Source organism: Micromonospora sp. ATLC16 (genome assembly GCF_057196645.1).
Genome location: NZ_JBXUOW010000005.1, coordinates 21,977 through 41,194, shown reverse-complemented (window position 1 = coordinate 41,194; position 19,218 = coordinate 21,977). Strand labels below are relative to the sequence as shown.

Genomic DNA, 19,218 nt, shown 5'->3' with positions numbered 1-19,218 from the left:
CGGTGCCCGGTGGGACGGGCCTGACAGACTGCGCGGTATGCGCGTCTACCTGGGATCCGATCACGCCGGTTTCGAGTTGAAGGTGCACCTGGCCAACCACCTCGCCAAGCAGGGGTACGAGGTGGTCGACGTCGGCCCGCACGCCTACGACCCGGAGGACGACTACCCGGCTTTCTGCCTGCACGCCGGCACCCGCGTGGTGGCCGATCCGGGCAGCCTGGGCGTGGTCATCGGTGGCTCCGGCAACGGCGAGCAGATCGCCTCGAACAAGGTGGCGGGGGTGCGGGCCGCGCTGGCGTGGAACGTCGAGACGGCCCAGCTGGGCCGACAGCACAACGATGCCAACGTGGTCGCTCTCGGCGCCCGTCAGCACACCCTCGACGAGGCCACCGCCATCGTCGAGGCGTTCCTGACCACCTCGTTCTCGGGCAGTGACCGACACGCTCGTCGGATCGCCCAGGTCGCCGAGTACGAGCGCACCCGGCAGCTGCCCGACCTGCCCTGATTCGCGACGCTGGGACGATCACACCTGATCCGGGGCCGGGCAGGCCACTCGACCTCGGTTCGGGACGGGTCAGCGGCGGGGCAACTCGTCGCGGGGGGTCCAGTTGCGGCGAACGATGACGACCCGGTCCGCCGCTGCGGCGAGATCCTCGTCGGTGGGTCGGGCGGCGTCCCGTGCCCGCATCGCGGCGGTCACACTGACCTGCGACGAACCGGACCCGACCAGCCCCCGCAGCCCCCGCTCGCCTTCCTCGTGGGTGCCGTTGCGTCGCCCGCGCGGGGCCTCACCGCCGTCGTGCACCCCGGCCGTGGTGGCCGCCGTACCAGCGTCGCCCCCGCCTCCCGGGGCACCCTGGTGCCGATGCCGTCGTCGCCGCCGTTCCCCGCCATCCGCCACCCCCCGACCGTACCCCCACCCCCATCCACCTGCCCGCTTCGCCGATCATGCAGTTGTGGCAGTGACAAAGGGCGCGTACCGCCTCATGTCAACGACCATGTCTGCATGATCGGCGGGCGGGGACGGGTCAGAAGATCTCCATGGCGGAGGGGGCTCGGTGCCAGGTGAAGGCGGGGCCGGTGGCGGTGAGCGCGCCGGGGCGTAGCTCGCGTAGCCGGCCGGTCTCCGCCAGCGCGGTCGGGGTCGCGCCGCCGAGGAACAGCTCGCCGAGGCAGCGTACGTCGCAGGCCAGGTCGGCTGGCCCGCTCGCCGGTGTGCAGGTGGCCTCGGCCGGCCCGCCGCGCAGCCGCCACCGGCCGGTGTTCTCCGGCAGCAGGTGGTCGGTCACCTCGATGACCACGTCGACGTCGGTGGCGTAGCGTCGGGCGGCGAGCGCGGCCGGCACGTCCACCACCCGTACCCAGAGCGCGTCGACCAGCCGGCAGTCGAGCCGGCGTGGCTCGTTAAGCAGCCGCAGCAACGGCTCGTCCACCGCCGCCCGCATCCAGGCCAGTCGCCGGGTCAGGTCGAGCGAGAGCAGCATCCGCCAGATCGCCAGATATCCCGCCGGGGTGCTCGTCACCACCTCGTCGACCGTGGTGAGGCTGTTCGGGCCGGCGTCGTCCCACTCGGCCTTGGTGCGGAACAGCCCGTAGCCGTCGACACCGTCGGGTCCCTCGTGCAGCACCACCCGCCGCTCGGTGGCGCCACCACGATGTGCCTCCGGGTCGACCAGCACGTACCGCCACCACCGGTCGTCGCGCGCCGACCAGCCGGGGCGATCGGCGCGTACGCGCTCGTACACCCGGGCCAGGTCGGCCTGGCCGTCGGTCGGCCGGCCCAGGCGCAGCCGGCCCTCGCCCGGCGTCGGCGCCGGTAGTCGCAGTTCGGTGGTCGCGCCCGAGACGTGGAACCGCTGGGAGGCCAGGCCGTAGCCGAAACGCGGATAGATCCGACCCTCGCTGGCCCAGAGCACCGCGACCGGCTCCCGGCGACCGTCGTAGATCTGACGTAGCTGACGATGCATCATCGCGGTGAGCAGGCCCCGCCGACGGTGGGTGGGTGCGACCCCCACCAGGGTGACGTGCGCTGCGGGCAGCGTCCCGCCGGGTACGCCAAGGTCCCGGGTGTACGCGGCGGCGCTGGCCACCAGGTCGGCTCCGTCGCGTACCAGCAGGGCCCGCTCCGGTTCGAAGATCACGCGCTCGGCTTCGTGGGCCTCGGGTTCGACGCCCTGATGGAACAATGTGCCGAGGAGACGCCCGATCTCGTCGTAGTCCTCGGCGCGGGCTGCCTCGACGGGCAGGGTGGAGGTGGTCACCGCTCGTGTCTAGCCGATAGGTGTGGGTACGGCGACCGATTTGCGGGCTGGCTACCCTCGTAGTCTCCAGCAGCGTCCGGGGGACGCCGCCGGTGAAAGGGGAGGGAACGACATGGCCGAGCAGACGCAGCCGTGGGCGGAGCGGACCGTCGAGGTGCCGCCGCAGCCCGGTGACGGGGTGCCGCCGCAGCGCGACCCGTACCGTCGTGGTGTTGCCCAGGTCGGTGCCCGGGCGCCGCGTACCGAGCCGTTCCCGACGGTGGAGCACGCCCCGACCGGCACCGGCTGGCCGGGCGAACCGGCGCCGCGTCAGCCGTTGAGCTGGCACATGGAACGGCTGAGGCGTGGCCGCGAGTGGAGCTTCGCAGGGGCGCTGTTCGCCTTCGTCTGCTGGGGAATCTGGGCCATCTCCGGCGGTGGTGACCTCGTCGGACCAGTCGTGATCTTCGTGCTGAGCCTGCTGGTCGCGGCCGGGCTGTTCACCCTGGCCCGGCTGCTCGGCCGAGTGGTGCTGGAACGGCAGCTGGGCCGGGTCCGGCGCACCGCCCGGGGAGCGCATCTGGTCACGGCGGTGTTCCTGACCGGCCTCGGTGTCGCCTTCCTGCAACAGACGCAATGGGTCATGGACGCCTGGAACTGGTTGACGAACTAGGCCCGGTCCGGCGGCGCTGCGGGAAACACTCGCGCGAGATCCCGGCCGCCGGGCGGGCCGGCCCGTCGGCCGGCCCGCCCGGGAGTGGCCGCGCACCGCGACCGAGGTCGTCACTCCACCAGGACGGCGGCCTGCTTACCCAGCCGGGGGCGGTTCATCCCCGCGCGGACACGCCCCTGGTCTCGCTCAGGCGTCGAGGTACGCCAGCACGGCCAGCACCCGGCGGTTGTGGTCGTCGGAGGGCGGCATGTCCAGCTTGGTGAGGATGTTGTTGATGTGTTTGCTCACCGCCTTCTCGGTGATCCGGAGCTTGGCGGCGATCCCGGCGTTGGAACGGCCCTCGGCCATCTCGCCGAGCACCTCCCGTTCCCGGACGGTGAGGACAGCCAGCGGCTCCCGGCGGGCGAGGAGCTGGGTGATCACCTCGGGATCCATGGCACTGCCGCCCGCAGCGACGCGGCGCACCGCGTCGATGAACTCGCCGACGTTGGCGACCCGATCCTTGAGCAGGTAGCCGACGCCACCCTGCGGAGTGCTGAGCAGTTCCCGGGCGTACAGGGGCTCGACGTGCTGGGAGAGCACCAGGATCGGCAGCCCGGGTATCCGGTTCCGGGCCGCGATCGCGGCCTGCAGGCCCTCGTCGGTGAACGTCGGTGGGAGACGGACGTCGACCACCGCCACCTCCGGCCTGTGCGTGACCAGTGCGGGTAGCAGGGCCGGACCGTTGTCGACGGTCGCCACCACGTCGAAGTCGAAGGCCTGCAGGATTCGGGTCAGTCCGTCGCGAAGGAGTGCGTGGTCCTCGGCGATGACAACGCGCACGGCAGCTCCATGGTGACGACGGTGGGCCCGCCGAGCGGGCTCGACAGCGCCATCGTGCCATCGAAGGCGGCGAGGCGTCGCTCGATACCCCGCAGACCGGTGCCGGCGGCGGAGTCGGCGCCGCCGGCACCGTCGTCGGTCACCACCATCGTCAACCGTCCCTCGACGTGGCGTAGCGACACCCACGCGTGGTGCGCGCGACTGTGCCGGACCACGTTGGTCAGGGTCTCGGCCACGGCGAAGTACGACGCCGACTCGACCGGCGTGTCGAGCCGGCCGGGAAGATGGGCGTCGACCGCGATCGGCACGGGCAGGCTGAGCGCCAATGCCCGCACTGCGCCCTCCAGACCGCGTTCCGCCAGTACGGGCGGATGGATACCGCGGACGAGATGCCGCAGCTCGACCAGCGCCGTACCGCTCGACTCACGCGCTTCAGCGAGCATCTCGTGCGCCGCGGCCGGATTTCGGTCGATCAGCTCGTCGGCGAGCCCGATCATCATGCCCAGCGAGACGAGCCGCGCCTGGATGCCGTCGTGCAGGTCGCGTTCGATGCGGCGCAACTCGGCGGCCTGAGCGTCCACCGTGCCGGCCCGGGTCACGGTCAGCTGGGTGACGCGCAGCCGGAGTTCGGCGGCTCTGGTCGGCGCGAGGAGAAGCCGGTCGAACAAGGCGTCGACGCGACGCAGCCACGGCGCCAACCACAGACCGAGGGCCAGGATGGCCGCACCCTGCGGAACGCAGAGCAGGGCCTCACCCGCCGAGTCGACGGACCAGACCGTGCCGTAGCCGTACCAGTCGGTGCCGAGCCAGATCCACACCGGCGTCAGCGTCAGGCCCACCAGGCCGTACAGAGGTACGGCCAGCGCGATCACGCCGAGGACGACCCCGACCAGGGCGCCCGGCACCAGCCAGGCGAGATCCCGCCAGGTGGCCGGGTCGGTGACGACCCACCGGAAGCGGCGCCAACCCCCGGGCACGGCCCGCTCCGGCGACGGGTGGTACGGGCGTGCCAGCGGGACACCGGACTGGGCGGCGACCCGCCGCTCAAGATCGGTGCGTTTCCTGACCAGCGTCGTCGCCCAGGGCATCAGCGCCATGCCGAGGAAGGGCACCGGAACCAGCGCCAAGGCGACAATCGACAGGACGAGCAGTGGGAAGTTCGTGAGCGCCAGGCCGATCGCGGCCACCCCGGCCAGCACGGAACGCACGCCCCGGCGGACCCACGGGGCGATCCGTTCGCCAGCTCCGGCCGCTTCCACAGGTCACATTCTGCCCAGGCCGGCTGCCGATTGTCGGTGGTGCCAGCACCCCCTCGACAGCGGGGGATAGCGCTCCTGACGGCACGGCTCGTGCGCGGTTCGCTGGAGCCATGACGACCACGACGACCGGCAGCGATTTCGCCGTGCTCTCCCGCCGGATCACCGGAGCGGGACTCATGCGGCGACGGCCCGCGTACTACCTCGTCCGCCTGGGCGCCGTCGCGCTCATGTACGTCGGCGGTTGGGTGGCGTTCTTCGCCATCGGCTCCTCCTGGTGGCAGATGATCACGGCTATCTTCCTCGCCGTCACGTTCGCCCAGGTGGCACTGGTGGCGCACGACCTGGCGCACCGTCAGGTGTTCCGCACCAGGCCACCCAGCGAGCTTGCCGGGCTGCTCGCCGGGAACCTCGGCGTCGGGATGAGCTACGGCTGGTGGATGGACAAGCACACCCGCCACCACAACAACCCCAACCACGACGACCTCGATCCGGACGTGGCCCCCGAGGTGCTCATCTGGGCCGCCGAGGCAGCCACCGGCCGGCGTGGGCTGAAGGGCTTCATCACCCGGCACCAGGCCGTACTGTTCTTCCCGCTCCTGACGCTGCTCGCCGTCAGCCTCAAGGTGTCGAGCGTCAAGGCCCTGCGCGACGGCACGGTGCGGCGTCGCGGCGTCGAGAGCGCCCTGCTGGTGCTGCACGCCGTCGGCTACCTCGCGGCACTCCTCGTGGTCCTCACGCCGCTGCAGGCCGTCGCCTTCCTGCTGCTGCACCAGGCCCTGTTCGGCGTCTACCTGGGCCTGACCTTCGCCCCGAACCACAAGGGCATGCCGCACCCGACCGGCGACGAGGACTTCCTGCGCAAGCAGGTGTTGACCTCCCGCAACGTCCGCGGCAACTGGCTTACCGACGTGGCGCTCGGCGGCCTGAACTACCAGATCGAACACCACCTGTTCCCCGGTATGCCGACGCCGAACCTGCGCAAGGCGCAACCGATCGTGCAGGCGTACTGCGCCGAGATCGGCGTGGCATACGAACAGACCGGCCTCGTCGACTCCTACCGCCAGGCCCTGCGCCACCTGCACCAGGTCGGCGCCCCCGCCCGCGCCGAACACGCGGCACGCTGAGCCCCGGCACGGCGCGGATATCGTCCGGACGTACGAGCCGACGCGGTCGCACTGATCGGCCACAGCCAGGGCGGCTGGGTGGCCGCACTCGCGGCTCCCGGAGCGACCTCCGGGGTCCGCGCGGATGGCGGCCTCTCGCACCTCGGCCGCGAACAAGCGAACCGGTTGGGCCGACGCTTGCGGACGGTGCCCTTCACGACGATCCACCACGGCCCGATGGCCAGAGCGGCCCAGACCGCCGACATCGTCGCCACCCACCCCAGGTGCCGAAGCATCCTTGCGACCTGATAGCCGACCGAACACCAGTGCCCTCCGCCGCGGAGCGTGGCCACTACCCGGACCGATGGCATGCCTGGCTCGATCACGTACCCGACGACGAATTCCGGTTCCCCTGTCTGCGGAGATCCACAGCGGTGATCGCATGGTCGGATCGGCAGCGGTGGGAACTGGTTCTGGTCGCCGCGCGACTGATACTCGATGGGTCTTGGTGGCGACGGGACGGGACGCGATCGATGGTGGCTGCGCGGTGGTGGGTTCAGGTGGGAGCGGCGACCGGGGCGATGGGCGCGTCGATGGCGGTGCTGTACGCGCTGTCTGCGTTGGCGCCGTTCCTGGTGGCCGATCTGGGTCTGTCGCGGGCTGCGGTGGGTGGGCTGGTGACGGTGTCGTTCGCGGTGGCGGCGGTGATGTCGATGGTCGCCGGTCACCTGGTCGATCTGTGGGGGGCGCGGCGCGGGCTCGTGGTGTTGTGCGGGGTGGTTCTGGTGGCGCTGGTCGGGGCGGCCGGGGCGCCGGGGTATGGCTGGCTGTTGGTGTCGGTGGCGGCGGCGGGCGTGGGGCAGGCGGTGGCGAACCCGGCCACGAACGTGCTGGTTGCTCAGGCGGTGCCGGCGGACCGGCGTGGTACGGCGATCGGGGTTAAGCAGGCGGGGGTGCAGGCGGCGGCGTTTCTGGGTGGGCTGGTGCTGCCGGCCGTCGCGGCTGCTGCCGGTTGGCGGGCGGCGCTACGCGTAACGGCGCTGCTGCCGCTGGCGGTGCTTCTCGTTGTGTGGTGGTGGGTGCCTCGGCCGCAGCGACCGGTTACGGGTGGTCGTTGGTGGCGGCTGTCGATGCCGTCGGGGTGGCTGGCCTGGCTGGTGGGGTTCTCGCTGCTGCTGGGCACGGGGTTGGCGGCGGTGAACACCTACCTGCCGCTGTACGCGACGCAGCGGCTCGGGCTGGGAACGGGTGCGGGCGGTGCGCTGCTGGCCGCGTTCGGGTTGACGGGTCTGCTGGCGCGGGTGTGGTGGGGTCGGTGGGCGGATCGGGCGGCGGAGGTCGTGCCCGTGTTGGCCTGGCTTGCGGCGGCGGCGGGGGCCGGCGTGGTGCTGCTGTTCTCGGCGGGTCCGGTGTGGTCGGGGCTGGTGTGGCTGGGCGCGGTGGTGGTCGGTGGCTCGGCCACGGCCGCGAACGCGGTGTCGATGCTTGTGGTGATGCGCCAGGGTAAGGCGGTGGGGCAGGCGTCGGGGCTGGTGTCGTTGGGTTTCTTCGGTGGGTTCGTGGTCGGGCCCGCGGCCGTCGGTTGGTGCGCCGATGCCGGTGGGTGGGAGCTGGCGTGGCTGGTGGTCGGCGGGGTGTTCGCCGCCACGGCGGGCGTGGCGGCGCGGGTGCGGGCAGTGTTCGCGCGGCCGGAGCTGGTTCGGTGACCGGCGGCGATCTCGACGCGGCCCTGACGGCGTTGCTGCGCCGGGCGGCGGTGGTCGCCGATCAGGTCGGTGACCGGTTTCCGCTGTACGCCGATCCGGTGTCCGGTGGTTGGGTGTCCACCCGCAGGGGTTCGTGGACGGGTGGTTTCTGGGCGGGGTGGTGGTGGCTGCGGGCGGCGGTGACCGGGCTGTCCGCCGACCGGAACACGGCGCTTGAGTGGACGCACCGGCTTGTCCCTCGGGCCGGGGATGACACGGTGACCCGGGGGATGACCTTCTGGTACGGCGCCGGTGTTGGCCATCGGTTGTGCGGTGACGTGGCGGCCCGGCGGGTGGCGCTGGACGGTGCGGTCGCGCTGGCTGCCGGGTTCGACGGCGGGCTCGGGTTGATTCCGGTGGGCACCGCGTTCGGCGCTGATGCGACGCCGCGGGCGGCGGTGGACGCGCTGGCGGGGACAGTGTCTCTGCTGGGGTGGACTGCCGACGCGGGCCGGTACGAGTTGGAGAGGCTGGCCCGCTGTCACACCGGCCGGCATATGCTGCTGCTGGTCGATGACCATGGTCGGGTCCGGCCGAAGGTGACCCTTCGTCCCGACGGCACAGCTGTCGAAGAGGACGGGCCACCGGAAGTGTGGGCCCGGGGGCAGGCGTGGGGTGTGTTGGGGCTGAGCGTCGCCGCCCGTCACTGGGGCGGCGGCTACGCCGACGTGGCACGCCGGGTGGCCCAATGGTGGCTGGACAACATGGGCACCCGTGTCCCGGCTGCCGTGCTCGGCCGATCAGGTGCGCCCGTTGACACGTCTGCCGCGGCGATCGCCGCTGCCGGGCTGATCACCCTCTCCTCGGTGACCGGCGACGGCTTCGACGAGGCTGCCCGGGAGATCGTCGCCGCCCTGGTCGTCGACCATCTCGACACCGACGGGGTGCTGCGCAACGGTTGTTACGACCTGGCCGGCGGTGTGGCGACCAGGCACGAGTTGGTGTGGGGCAGCTACTTCCTGGGGGCGGTTCTGACGGTGCTGACCGGGCGTGTGGAGCGGCACCCGTGGTAGCGGTCAGCGCGGCGGGGTGAGCAGGCGGCGGGCGACGGTGGTGACGTGCAGTTCGTCGGGGCCGTCGAGAATGCGGGCGGCGCGAGCGGTACGGGCGAGCATGGGCAGCGGAGTGTCGTTGGTCAGTCCTTCGGCGCCGTAGATCTGGATGGCGCGGTCGACGGCGGCGTGCAGGGCGCGGGCCGTGAGCACTTTCGCCGTACCCACCGCGACGCGCGTGTCGCCGCCGGCCGCGACAGCCTGAACGGCGACATGTGTCAACGTGCGGGCGGCGGCGATGTCGGCGTGGCTGTCGAAGACGAACGCGTGGATGAGTTGCTGCTCGCTGAGCGGGCGGCCGTGGACGCGCCGGTCGCGAAGCCGGGCGAGCATGAGCTGGTAGGCGCGGTCGGCTTGACCGAGCCAGCGCAGGCAGCGCAGGGTGCGGCCGAGCGCGAGGCGTTCGCCGACGATGCGCAGCCCCTGACCGGGTTCGCCGAGGAGGTGGTCGGCTGGCACTTGCACGTCGAGGCTGATCTCGTACTGTCCGCCGGCACCGAGGACGGGCACCTCGCGGACGATGTGGTAACCGGGTGCGTCGGTCGGCACGATGATCAGGCTGAATGCGTCTCGGGTGTCGGCGTCGGGGTCGGTGCGGCAGACCACGGTGGTGAAGGTGGCGGTGGCGGCGCGGGAGGTGAACCACTTCCGCCCGGTGACGTGCCAGGTGTCGCCGTGGCGGATGGCGGTGGTGGTCAAGGTCGCCGGGTCGGAGCCGGGGTGGCCGGGTTCGGTCATGGCGAAGCTCGGCGCGGCGGCACCGATGGTCATCGGTGTGAGGTAGCGGTCGCGGACGGTCGCGGTGGCGTGCCGGTCGAGCATGGTGGCGTCGAGAAGCAGGTCCGAGCCGAGTGCGGTGGGTCCGAAGTCGGAGTGTCCCTCCACTTCGGCCAGCGGGGCGTACGCGGTCAGGTCGAGCCCGTGGCCGCCGAGGTGCGCGGGCAGGGGCAGTGTCCACAACTGGACATCGCGGGCCGCTTGTTGCAGGCCGGTCATGGCGTGTGCGGCGGCGCGTCCGCCAGCGACGAGCACGGGTTCGGCGGGAACGACCCGGTCGGTGACGAAGGCGGCGACACGGGCTGACAGGTTGTGCACCGATGAAACTCCCGACGTTTCCAGGAACCGCACCGGGGTGCGTTCCGACTACTGAGGCATGCGGGCGATCAACGTAGCGCACGCCGGGAACGCCGGTGCGTAGCGATCTGATGGTGAATGACCAGGTGGGCGTGCCGGTGCTAGACGGGGTGGCCGTGTCTGGCGGTGACGGTTCACCGGCGGACGCGCTCTGCGTCGCGCACCTCGCGCTGCTCGGGGCGGGCCGGGCCGGGGGTGGGCCGCTGCTCGTGGATGGCACGAGGATCGACGTCGACTGGCGGGACGGTTCGGGCCGGCGGCTGGACGAGGTGACCGCGCAGGCGGGGTACGGGTTGATGGCCGTGCACGGCCGCGCGGCCGGCGGTCCCGCGCGGCTCGGCGTCGACTACGTGTCCACGGTGGCTGGCGTGGTGACGGCTCAGGGTGCCCTGGCGGGTGTTCTGGCGGAGCTTCGCGGCCGGCGGCTGGGGTCGGTGTCGGTGAGCGTGCCGGGGACGGCGCTGCTGGCGGTGTCGCAGTATCTGGCCGCGGGCAGCGTCCGTGACGGTGAGGAGACCGGGGAGGTGACAGGTGCCGGAGTGCCGCCACCGTTCGTCTCCGCTGACGGGGTCGTCTTCGAGGTGGAGACCTTGGATCCAGAGCCGTGGCGGCGCTGGTGGGAGGCGCTGGGAGCAGCGCCGGGCGACGTGGGGCGGGGGTGGCGGGCGTTCGTGCTCCGGTACGCCACGGCCACCGCGCCGATCCCGCCGGCTCTGCATGAGGTCACCCGCCGCACGTCGTTCGCCGAGTTGTGCGCGACGGCACTGGCCGCCGGGGTGGCGGTGCAAGAGGTCCACGGGCTGGCACAGCGCCGGGCCGACACCGACCCGGACGGCGGTTTCGGCGCCCCGTGGCGTCTGACGGCCACCGCGGCCGCTGGCCCGTTGCCCGGGTTGGCGGCGGGCGAGTTGCCGCTGCACGGGTTGCGGGTGGTGGAGGCGGGACGCCGCATCCAGGGGCCCCTGGCCGGGCACGTGCTGCGGATGCTCGGCGCGGAGGTGGTGCGGGTCGAGCCGGCCGGCGGGGACCCGCTGCGGGGGATGCCGCCGATGGTAGGTGACTGCTCGGCCCGGTTCCTGGCGCTCAACCGGGGCAAGCGGATCGTCGAGGTCGACCTGCGCTCGGCCGGGGGCCGGGCGACGGTCCGGGACCTGGTCGAGGGGGCGGATGTGTTCCTGCACAACTGGGCGCCGGGCAAGGCCGTCGAGTTCGGTCTCGACAGTGGCGACTTCGTCGCGCGCAATCCCGGCCTGGTCTACGCGTACGCCTCGGGGTGGGGTGATGCCCGCGGGCCGGACGCGCCGCCGGGCACCGACTTCGTCGCCCAGGCGTACGCGGGACTCGGTGAGCAGTTGCGGCCGGCCGGGCAGCCCCCGGCGGGGTCGTTGATGACGTTGCTGGACGTGCTCGGCGGGCTGGTGTGCGCCGAGGGGGCCCTGGCGGCGCTGGTCGCCCGGCAGCGGCAGCGTCGTGGGCAGCGGGTGGACACCTCCCTGCTGTCGGCGGCCGGGGTCGTGCAGGCGCCACTGCCTCGGCAACGCCCGAGGTGGGCCCGGTGGGACATGCCGGTGCCGGCCTCAGACGGGCATCTGGTCGTGGCCGCTGGGACGGACTCGGCGATGGCAGACTCCGTGCTGGGTGATCCGGTCGCCCTCACCGTCGAGCAGGCGCTGGACCGGTTGTCACGGGCCGGGATCACCGCGGTACGGGTCTGTTCCGAGCCCGGTGACCTGGCCACCGACCCTGCCTGCGCCGATCTCGTCGATGTCGACGGCTGCGCCTTCGTCCGCCCACCGTGGAGGTTCACCCCGTGACTGCCCTACCAGTTCGCGACCTGGTCCCCGCGCCGCTGCGATCGTGGTGGCGCCACGCCGGCCTCTACCCGGGCGAGAGCCTGTGGGAGCTGTTCGCCGGACATGCCGCCGCCCACCCGGACCGGATCGCGGTTATCGACGACGACGGCGAGACGACCTACGCCGCTCTACACATCTGCTCGCTGCGGCTGGCCGGCGCGCTGCGCCGGGCCGGGGTGGCGCCCGGCGAGGTGGTGGCGGTGCAGCTGCCCAACGGGTGGAAGTCGGTCGCCGTAGATCTCGCCGCCGCGGCGATCGGCGCGGTGGTGCTGCCGTACCCGGTCGGGCGGGGTCGCCGTGACACCCTCACTCTGTTGCGCCGCTCTCGTGCCGCCGTCGCGGTGGTCGCACACAAGGCCGGCGACCACCGGTACGCCGATACCCTCGACGCCCTACGGCCCCAGCTGCCACACCTGCGGAACGTGCTGGTGGCCGGCGCTGACGGCCCGCACAGCCTGGAGAGCTGGCTGGCCGACGGCCCGCCCCTGGTGACACCGGTCCCGGTCGACGCCTGCGCACCGGCGCGGATCCTGGTCTCCTCCGGCTCCGAGGCCGCACCGAAGATGATCGTCTACTCGCACGACGCCCTCTCCGGTGGCCGGGGCGCGTTCATCGCTGCGCTGCACCACGGCGGCGAGCCGATGCGCAACCTTTTTCTCGTGCCGCTGGCGTCGTCGTTCGGGTCGTCGGGTAGCGCGGTTACGATCGCCCGGCACGGCGGCACACTGCTCGTGCAGTCCCGTTTCGACGCCGGACGGGCACTGAAGTTGATCGACGGGCACCGGCCGTACCTGGTGTTCGGTGTGCCGACGATGTTCGCCATGATGCTCGACCACCCACGGCTGGACCGCACGGACACGTCGTCGCTGCGGGCGGTGGTGGCCGGCGGCTCCCGGATCGACCCGGCCACCGTGCAGGCCTGCCGGGACCGGTTCGGCGCTGCTTTCGTCAATTGCTACGGCTCCGCCGACGGCGTCAACTGCACCACCGACCCGCTCGACCCGCCGGACGCGGTGTACGACGCGGTGGGCCGACCGAACCCGGCGGTGGCCGCGATCCGGATTGTCGGCGACGACGGCATCGACCTACCTGCCGGCGAGGTCGGTGAGATCTGGGGACTCGGCCCGATGAGCCCGCTGTGCTACGTCGACACCGAGTTCGACGACCGCTACCGCGCCGTCGACGGCTGGGTCCGCACCGGCGACCTCGGCCGGATCGACGGTGAGGGTCTCCTGCACGTGGTCGGCCGCCGCAACGAGATCATCATCCGGGGCGGTCGGAACCTCTCCCCGGTCGAAGTGGAGCTGTTGATCGCCCAGCACCCGGCGGTCCGGCAGGTCGCCTGCGTCGGCGTGCCCGACCGGCTGATGGGCGAGCGAATGGCCGCCGGCATCGCCGTCCGCGAAGGCGGCACCGCACCCACCCTGACCGAACTGGCCGCCTACCTGACCGAGGTGCACGGGCTGGAGCACGCCAAACTGCCCGAACGTCTCGGCGTGTTCGACACACTTCCCCTGTCCCCGGCCGGGAAGGTCGACAAGCGGTGGCTGCGCGAGCAGCTCACCGGGCAGGACCTCGGGTGACCGCAGCCGCCGTCACCTTCACCGCCGTCACCTGCCGCTACGGCCGCCGTACCGCCGTCGACGCCGTCGACCTCGACGTTGCGGCCGGCGAACACGTCGCGCTTACCGGTGCCAACGGTTCCGGCAAGACGACGCTGCTGCGCGCCGCCCTCGGCCTGCATCCCACCACCGGCGGGGCGATCACCGTCAGCGGGGTGGCGGCCCGCGGTGGCGCCGACTGGGCACGGCGGCGGCGGGACGTGGCATGGGTGCCGCAGCGCCTCGCGCCGGGCCGGTTCCCGCTGCTGGTCGACGAACTGCTCGACAGCGGAGGCCATCCGGACGCCGCCCGCGACGCCGCCGGGCAACTCGATGTCGACGGTCTCGGCCAGCGTCCGCTACACACCCTCTCCGGCGGGCAGTTGCAGCGGGTGTTCCTCGCCCGCGCCCTGGGTGCCGTGGCGGCCGGCGCGCGGGCGCTGTTCGCCGACGAACCCACCGCCGCCCTCGACTTCGACGGACAGGAGCAGGTCGCCACGCTGCTGGCGAAACTTCCGGTCACCGTGGTCGTGGTCTCCCACGACCGGGCGATGGCCCGCACCTGCGACCGAGTCGCCGAGATGGCCGCCGGCAAGCTGCGGGTGATCTGAGTGGACGGCTTCCTCGACCTGCTCGCCCTGCCCGCCGTGCAACGTTCGGCCATCGGCTTGCTGATCGCCGCCGTCGGCCTGCCGATCGTCGGGGTGTTCATCATCGGTCTGGACATCATCGCCGTGCGGTTCGCGATGATGCACGTCGCGCTGCTGGGCATCGCCGTCGGCCTACTCGCGGGCCTCGACCCGATGCTCTGCGGCCTGGTCGCCTGCGCTCTGGCCGGGGCGGGCGTGGCACCCCTGGCCCGCCGGCCCACCGGGCTGCCCGGGGCGATGGGGCTACTGATGACCTTCGCGATCGCCGCCGCCCTGCTCGTGCTCTCCGTATCCGGTGTCAACGCCACCGGCGCGTTCGAGCTGCTCTGGGGTTCCATCCTCGCCACCCGGGACATCGATCTGGTCGTCCTCGGCGCGCTCACCGTCGTCGTACACGTACTGTTCTGGCGGTGGCGGCGGCAACTCGCGCTGCTGCTGTTCGACCGGGAACTCGCGCTGTGCTCCGGAGTGGCCGCCGGGCCGCTGCTGCTCGCCCTACTCGTCGTCGTCGCGGTCGCGATCGGCGCGTCGATCCGGCTCACCGGCGCGCTCCTGGTCGACGCGCTGACCATCCTGCCCGCCCTGGGCGCCCGCAACCTCGGCCGCTCGTTGCGCTCCATGGTGCTCTGGGCCGTCGCGCTGGGCGTCGTCGGCAACATTGCCGGCTTCACCGTCGCGCTGCTGCTCGACCAGCCACCCGGGCCCGTCCTCGTCCTCGTCGCGGGGACCCTGACCCTGCTCACCTACCTGATTCCCGAAGGAGCACGTGATGCGATCGATCCGGGCCGCCGCGCTGACCGCGGTGGTGACCCTGTCCCTGCTGGCCACCGGATGCGGCAGCACTGACGACACCCCCACCCCGGGCGGCGGCGCCGGAACACCCTCGGCGGCCGCGAAGGGGCCGACGGTGGTCGCGTCCACCAGCTGGGTCGGGGCCCTCGCAAAGGCCGCCGGCGCCACCGACATCACCGTCGTCGCCCCCGCCAACGTCCAGCACCCGCCGGACTACGATCCCAAGCCCAGCGACCTCGCCGCCGTCGCCGGCGCCGACTACATCCTGTACGCCGAGTTCGACGGCTTCGCCGCCAAGCTCAAGGACGCCGCCGGCGGCACCGGCGAACTCGTCCCCGTGGTCCTGGAGAACACCCCCGGAAAGATCACCTCGGAGGTGACCCGGCTGGCCGGCATTTTCGGCACCACCGACGCCGCGACCGCCTGGCTGGACACCTTCAACCGCGAATACACCGCCCTGTCCGGCCAGGCGAAAGCCGCCCTGCCGAACCCCGCGCCGACGGCGGTGTCACAGCTGTTCGTCGGCTACTGGGGCACGTTCGCCGGCGTCGAGGTCACGGAGGTCTACGGACCGCAGCCGGTCAGCGCCGGTCAGCTCGCCGAACTGACCGCCAAGAAGCCCGCCCTCGTACTGGCCAACGCCCACCTGCCCGGTGCCAACCCCGATATCCCCGGTGCCACCCGCGTGGACATCGTCAACTACCCCGGCACGGACCTCGACCTGATCGGCGTGTTCAAGACCAACACCGAACGGCTGACCGCGGCACTCGAACCCTGATCGCAGCGGCGGCCACCGGGCCGGTGGGGTGCGGCGGTCGCGCCCCACCGGCCCAACCCCTCAGACGGCGTTCCTCAAAGCGCCTCGCACCCATCGATCACCGGGCCTGCCGCACCCGCCCTGAGCTGCAAGATCAGGTTGGAACGGCTCATTTTCCGACCGTTCGATTGCGGTAACGACCTGGAGGCTGAGCAACGGGCGCAGACTCGTTGAGAGTGCCCACTAGATGATGTTCTTGCTGCCTGCCTCCCAGGTGGCGATGCTGAAACGCCGCCGGGTTTCAGCACGCGAGCCACTTCCCGGGCCTCGGCGCGCGGATCCGCGGCGAAGGAGAGCAGTCCGAAGCGCGACACCACGGCGTCCAATGCTCCCCTCGGTGAACTCGAGGTGCCGACTGTCCATGACTTCGTACCGTGCGTCGGCCAGGCCGAGGGCCGTGGCCTTGCGGGCAGCGATCGTGGCCATCGCGTCGGACGATTCGATGCCGAGCATCCGAACGCCTGGATCCACGATGAGCGGACCGTCCGACTGCGCATCGCCGACGACGGACAGCCCGGCCCTTCCGCCCGCCCGGACGGCCACGGTCTGGTCGGGATGCGCGAGCGGGCGTCCGCCCTCGGTGGTGAGCTGAGCGCCGGTCCGGGGCACGCCCACCGGCTGGACCGTTGAGGCCACCATCCCCGCACCAGGAGTGTCATGACCATCCGGGTGCTCGTCGCCGAGGACCAGGCGATCGTCCGCCAAGGGCTTCGGCTGCTGTTGGAGAGCCAGTCGGACATCACGGTGGTCGGAGAGGCCGGCGACGGCCCGGAGGCGATCAGCCTCGCCCGGGAACTCCGCCCGGACGTCTGCCTGGTGGACATCCAGATGCCGCGGTTGGATGGCCTCGACGTGACCCGCGCACTCGCCGGTTCGGCTGTGCGCGACCCACTGCGGGTCGTGATCATCACGACCTGACCGGCATGGGGAAGCCGCAGCACGCCACGCCGCGCCGGGCCAGCGCCTCAGCGAAGGCCGCGTACTGTTCGCTCCGCAGCATCCAGCCGCGGTGGACCGCCTCACCGCCGGCGGGCACCAACGCCACCGCCTGATCCGCATGACCCGGCCTGGTCAGCGCGTCGTGGTCGACCACCGCCACGTCAAGCTCGGCATCACCAGCGGTGCCGCCTCCGCCCTGAAGTGCTCGTCGGGGCGGCGCGGTCGCAGTGGATCGGCGGGAACCAGCAGCATCACGCCCGTATCGTGCCCGACCCGGCCAGCAACCTCCACGCCATGTTCCAGCCGCAGAGCAACACACGGGAAGCGGCGGATCCGGTCGTCGCGGGACAATGCTTCCGGCCCGGTGCGTGATTCTGCCGTGAGGTCGCCGGTGGTCGGCCGGTTATGGCGTATCGCGGCGGCGCTACTGACTGTCGTACCCCTGTGTAAGGCTTTGGCGTATGGCGACTTTCGTTCTGATCCACGGCGGTGGCGGCAGTTCCTGGGACTGGCATCTGCTGGCCCCTGAGCTGGCCGGACGGGGCCACGACGTGGTGGTGCCGGAGTTGCCGATCGAGGATGAGGCGGCGGGCTTCGCCGAGTTCTGTGACACGGTCGTCAATGCCGTCGGTGATCGCAGCAACCTCGTGGTCGTCGGACACTCGTATGGTGCGTTCACGGCGCCGCTGGTCGCTGACAAGCTGCCTGTGCGGCTCATCGTCCTGCTCACTCCCATGATCCCGAAGCCGGGTGAGAGCCCCGGCGACTGGTGGGACAACACCGGTCACCGCAGCGCGGAGGGGCTCAGTGAGGAGGAACAGTTCTACAACGGAGTGCCGGCCGAGATTGTCGCGGAGGCCCCGGCGCATGGCCGCGACCAGGTCAGCGCAGAATGGAACGAGCCGTGGCCCCTGGACGCGTGGCCGGACGTGCCGACGAGGGTGCTCATCGCCCGCGAGGACCGGTTCTTCCCGCTCGACTTCCAGCGCCGCGTTGCGGCCGACCGCCTCGACGCCGTACCGGATGAGATCGACGGTGGTCACGCGGTGGCGCTCAGCCATCCGAAGCAACTCGCCGACCAGCTGACCGCGTACCTGCCGCGCTGAAGGCGCTGCGCCCGGCGCCGGCCGCGTGAATACGGGCGGCGCGGAGGATCGCGGCAGAAGCGGATGCCTGCGGAGTTCAGCCGCGGCTGGCGTACAGGTACACGGTGACTGCATCGGGTGCGTCGAGGTTGACCAGGAGCGCTCGGCGTGTGCCGTCTGCGGTGGGTTGCTCCTCGTCGAGGCCGGAGATGGTCTTGGCGGTTTCGGGGTCCCACAGGTTGCCGCCACCGACGTTGTGCTTGGCGTCGACTGCCCGAAGCCCCGGCGCGAGAGCCGTAGTGAAATTCGCCGAGGCGACGAAGGCGTCGAGTTCGGTGCGCGGCATGCGGAACTTCGCCGAGAGCTGGGTTTCCAGACCGTTGCTGTACGCGGCGCTGAGCAGCACGCTGCCGGGTGGCAGGGTCACGTGAGCGACGGCTTCCACCTGGGCCGCGCTGGCGACCTCTGGCTTGGACTGTACCGGGAGCAGGTCTATGTCATTTCTGTCGACAGACAGCCCCGCCACACCGCACGCGACCAGCGACAGAAGCAGGCTGATGCACCCAAGCACGAGTGCGGCCGTGCCACCCTGGTTGCGCGTACTCGGCGCAGCGGTCTCGATCATGGCCAGCACGATACGGCGCGCGCTCATCGGCCAGATCCGCATGCTGGGCCACGGCGAGGAGCGCTACGTTGCGTGACGGCACGCCGTCGGCATGATCGGTGGCGAATCCGTGGGTCAAGGTCGTTCGTATCGTCCGCACACGGCCGGTCGGATGGTCAACGGTCCGGCGCCCGTAGGTCCCGGCTGTCATGATCTGCCCGGATCGCATGGGCGGCGCGGGTGTGGTGCTGCCCGATCATGACCACTGGGGACGTCTGGGACACGGGGTTACTGGCACATGGCTGGCACGGCCGCGCGGGTTGTCCGGCGGGTGTGGCTTTACCGCCCCCGGGCTGTCGGGCCGGGGGCGGACTGCCGTGCCGTCGGCTTTCCGCGCATCCGAGTGACGGTGGTGCCGGTGCTGATCGTGCGACAATGAGTGGCGGTGTGTGATGAACGAGGTGGGTCGTGATCGACTGCATGATCGGCTTCGTGCCCGCCTGGCCGGCATCACGCTCGTCCCGCTCGGGGAGTTGACCAAGTGGACGGTGCTGCGGAGTTGGGGGCCGCGCAAGCTGGCTGACCTCGCGTAGTGGCGATCCGCCGTGGTGCTGCTGCCCTTCGACGAGGCGGTGGCGACGACCTGGGGTCAGCTCCAGGCGCGGGCGCAGCATCGGGGGCGTCCCCGTCCGACGAATGACTCCTGGATCGCGGCCTGCTGCCTGGTCGACCGGCTGCCGCTGGCGACGTTCGACGGCAAGGACTACGCCGACTTCGCCGAGTACGACGGTCTGCGCCTGTTCGACGTCTTGTAGCTTCGCCGCAGTCCGCCGTGGCCGAACGGCGGTG

The 19,218-nt window shown here is 71.7% G+C and carries 23 protein-coding genes; 15 read left to right on the top strand and 8 right to left on the bottom strand.

The window, feature by feature from the left end; genetic code table 11:
- Positions 1–37 precede the first annotated feature (37 nt).
- Entirely contained in the window at positions 38–505 is a 468-nt protein-coding gene (locus tag AC2CHE_RS03750; RefSeq protein ID WP_484503472.1) for a ribose-5-phosphate isomerase, read from the top strand.
- A 69-nt stretch (positions 506–574) separates the two neighbouring features.
- On the opposite strand, the gene AC2CHE_RS03745 is transcribed toward AC2CHE_RS03750, so the two are convergent.
- Both AC2CHE_RS03745 and AC2CHE_RS03740 read right to left on the bottom strand, forming a co-directional pair.
- Positions 575–901 carry a hypothetical protein gene (locus AC2CHE_RS03745; protein ID WP_484503471.1) on the bottom strand — a complete coding sequence of 109 codons (327 nt, stop codon included), beginning with the start codon at positions 899–901 and terminating at the stop codon, positions 575–577.
- 127 nt (positions 902–1,028) lie between these two features.
- The gene (locus tag AC2CHE_RS03740) at positions 1,029–2,261 is read right to left on the bottom strand and encodes a GNAT family N-acetyltransferase (RefSeq protein ID WP_484503470.1); all 1,233 of its coding nucleotides are present in this window, start codon (positions 2,259–2,261) and stop codon (positions 1,029–1,031) included.
- A 112-nt stretch (positions 2,262–2,373) separates the two neighbouring features.
- Between AC2CHE_RS03740 and AC2CHE_RS03735 the strand changes: the two genes are divergently transcribed.
- The gene (locus AC2CHE_RS03735; RefSeq protein WP_484503469.1) at positions 2,374–2,913 is read left to right on the top strand and encodes a hypothetical protein; all 540 of its coding nucleotides are present in this window, start codon (positions 2,374–2,376) and stop codon (positions 2,911–2,913) included.
- 186 nt (positions 2,914–3,099) lie between these two features.
- Here AC2CHE_RS03735 and AC2CHE_RS03730 read toward each other — a convergent pair whose 3' ends face one another.
- Both AC2CHE_RS03730 and AC2CHE_RS03725 read right to left on the bottom strand, forming a co-directional pair.
- Entirely contained in the window at positions 3,100–3,735 is a 636-nt protein-coding gene (locus AC2CHE_RS03730; protein ID WP_484503468.1) for a LuxR C-terminal-related transcriptional regulator, read from the bottom strand.
- Positions 3,687–4,994: a sensor histidine kinase gene (locus AC2CHE_RS03725; protein WP_484503467.1), complete on the bottom strand. Its 1,308-nt coding sequence runs from the start codon at positions 4,992–4,994 to the stop codon at positions 3,687–3,689. The genes AC2CHE_RS03730 and AC2CHE_RS03725 overlap by 49 nt, the downstream gene beginning before the upstream one ends.
- A 110-nt stretch (positions 4,995–5,104) precedes the next feature.
- Between AC2CHE_RS03725 and AC2CHE_RS03720 the strand changes: the two genes are divergently transcribed.
- The 4 genes from AC2CHE_RS03720 to AC2CHE_RS03705 all read left to right on the top strand — a co-directional run bounded on the left by AC2CHE_RS03720 (position 5,105) and on the right by AC2CHE_RS03705 (position 8,855).
- The gene (locus tag AC2CHE_RS03720; protein WP_484503466.1) at positions 5,105–6,118 is read left to right on the top strand and encodes a fatty acid desaturase family protein; all 1,014 of its coding nucleotides are present in this window, start codon (positions 5,105–5,107) and stop codon (positions 6,116–6,118) included.
- 78 nt (positions 6,119–6,196) lie between these two features.
- Positions 6,197–6,406: a histidine phosphatase family protein gene (locus tag AC2CHE_RS03715; protein ID WP_484503465.1), complete on the top strand. Its 210-nt coding sequence runs from the start codon at positions 6,197–6,199 to the stop codon at positions 6,404–6,406.
- A gap of 251 nt (positions 6,407–6,657) precedes the next feature.
- A complete protein-coding gene (locus AC2CHE_RS03710; RefSeq protein ID WP_484503464.1) occupies positions 6,658–7,803 on the top strand; it encodes an MFS transporter in 1,146 nt (381 codons plus the stop codon).
- Entirely contained in the window at positions 7,800–8,855 is a 1,056-nt protein-coding gene (locus tag AC2CHE_RS03705; protein WP_484503463.1) for a hypothetical protein, read from the top strand. The genes AC2CHE_RS03710 and AC2CHE_RS03705 overlap by 4 nt, the downstream gene beginning before the upstream one ends.
- Positions 8,856–8,858: 3 nt before the next feature.
- Here AC2CHE_RS03705 and AC2CHE_RS03700 read toward each other — a convergent pair whose 3' ends face one another.
- A complete protein-coding gene (locus AC2CHE_RS03700) occupies positions 8,859–9,989 on the bottom strand; it encodes an acyl-CoA dehydrogenase family protein (RefSeq protein WP_484503462.1) in 1,131 nt (376 codons plus the stop codon).
- Positions 9,990–10,084: 95 nt separating this feature from the next.
- Between AC2CHE_RS03700 and AC2CHE_RS03695 the strand changes: the two genes are divergently transcribed.
- Genes AC2CHE_RS03695 through AC2CHE_RS03675 form a run of 5 tightly spaced genes read left to right on the top strand, consistent with a single transcriptional unit; the run spans position 10,085 to position 15,702 of the window.
- Positions 10,085–11,842, top strand: coding sequence for a CoA transferase (locus tag AC2CHE_RS03695; protein ID WP_484503461.1), 1,758 nt, complete (start codon positions 10,085–10,087; stop codon positions 11,840–11,842).
- Positions 11,839–13,464, top strand: coding sequence for a class I adenylate-forming enzyme family protein (locus AC2CHE_RS03690; RefSeq protein ID WP_484503460.1), 1,626 nt, complete (start codon positions 11,839–11,841; stop codon positions 13,462–13,464). Before AC2CHE_RS03695 ends, AC2CHE_RS03690 begins: the two co-directional genes overlap by 4 nt.
- On the top strand, positions 13,461–14,093 hold the full coding sequence (locus AC2CHE_RS03685) for a metal ABC transporter ATP-binding protein (RefSeq protein ID WP_484503459.1): 633 nt from the start codon (positions 13,461–13,463) through the stop codon (positions 14,091–14,093). The genes AC2CHE_RS03690 and AC2CHE_RS03685 overlap by 4 nt, the downstream gene beginning before the upstream one ends.
- Positions 14,094–14,978: a metal ABC transporter permease gene (locus AC2CHE_RS03680; protein WP_484503458.1), complete on the top strand. Its 885-nt coding sequence runs from the start codon at positions 14,094–14,096 to the stop codon at positions 14,976–14,978.
- Positions 14,902–15,702 carry a metal ABC transporter solute-binding protein, Zn/Mn family gene (locus AC2CHE_RS03675; RefSeq protein WP_484503457.1) on the top strand — a complete coding sequence of 267 codons (801 nt, stop codon included), beginning with the start codon at positions 14,902–14,904 and terminating at the stop codon, positions 15,700–15,702. Before AC2CHE_RS03680 ends, AC2CHE_RS03675 begins: the two co-directional genes overlap by 77 nt.
- Before the next feature lie 222 nt (positions 15,703–15,924).
- Here AC2CHE_RS03675 and AC2CHE_RS03670 read toward each other — a convergent pair whose 3' ends face one another.
- The gene (locus tag AC2CHE_RS03670; RefSeq protein WP_484503456.1) at positions 15,925–16,380 is read right to left on the bottom strand and encodes a class I SAM-dependent methyltransferase; all 456 of its coding nucleotides are present in this window, start codon (positions 16,378–16,380) and stop codon (positions 15,925–15,927) included.
- Between the two features lie 18 nt (positions 16,381–16,398).
- Here AC2CHE_RS03670 and AC2CHE_RS03665 point away from each other — a divergent pair, with 18 nt between their 5' ends.
- Entirely contained in the window at positions 16,399–16,659 is a 261-nt protein-coding gene (locus tag AC2CHE_RS03665; RefSeq protein ID WP_484503455.1) for a response regulator, read from the top strand.
- Here the strand turns inward: AC2CHE_RS03665 and AC2CHE_RS03660 are convergent.
- Positions 16,649–16,840 (bottom strand): hypothetical protein, encoded by a 192-nt coding sequence (locus AC2CHE_RS03660; RefSeq protein ID WP_484503454.1) that lies wholly within the window; start codon positions 16,838–16,840, stop codon positions 16,649–16,651. The two genes, AC2CHE_RS03665 and AC2CHE_RS03660, sit on opposite strands and share 11 nt — an antisense overlap.
- A 301-nt stretch (positions 16,841–17,141) precedes the next feature.
- Here AC2CHE_RS03660 and AC2CHE_RS03655 point away from each other — a divergent pair, with 301 nt between their 5' ends.
- Entirely contained in the window at positions 17,142–17,786 is a 645-nt protein-coding gene (locus tag AC2CHE_RS03655; protein ID WP_484503453.1) for an alpha/beta fold hydrolase, read from the top strand.
- 76 nt (positions 17,787–17,862) lie between these two features.
- Here AC2CHE_RS03655 and AC2CHE_RS03650 read toward each other — a convergent pair whose 3' ends face one another.
- Positions 17,863–18,417: a hypothetical protein gene (locus AC2CHE_RS03650; protein WP_484503452.1), complete on the bottom strand. Its 555-nt coding sequence runs from the start codon at positions 18,415–18,417 to the stop codon at positions 17,863–17,865.
- Positions 18,418–18,821: 404 nt separating this feature from the next.
- Between AC2CHE_RS03650 and AC2CHE_RS03645 the strand changes: the two genes are divergently transcribed.
- The gene (locus AC2CHE_RS03645; RefSeq protein WP_484503451.1) at positions 18,822–18,962 is read left to right on the top strand and encodes a hypothetical protein; all 141 of its coding nucleotides are present in this window, start codon (positions 18,822–18,824) and stop codon (positions 18,960–18,962) included.
- Positions 18,963–18,974: 12 nt separating this feature from the next.
- Entirely contained in the window at positions 18,975–19,184 is a 210-nt protein-coding gene (locus tag AC2CHE_RS03640) for a PIN domain-containing protein (RefSeq protein ID WP_484503450.1), read from the top strand.
- The last annotated feature ends 34 nt before the right edge of the window (positions 19,185–19,218 follow it).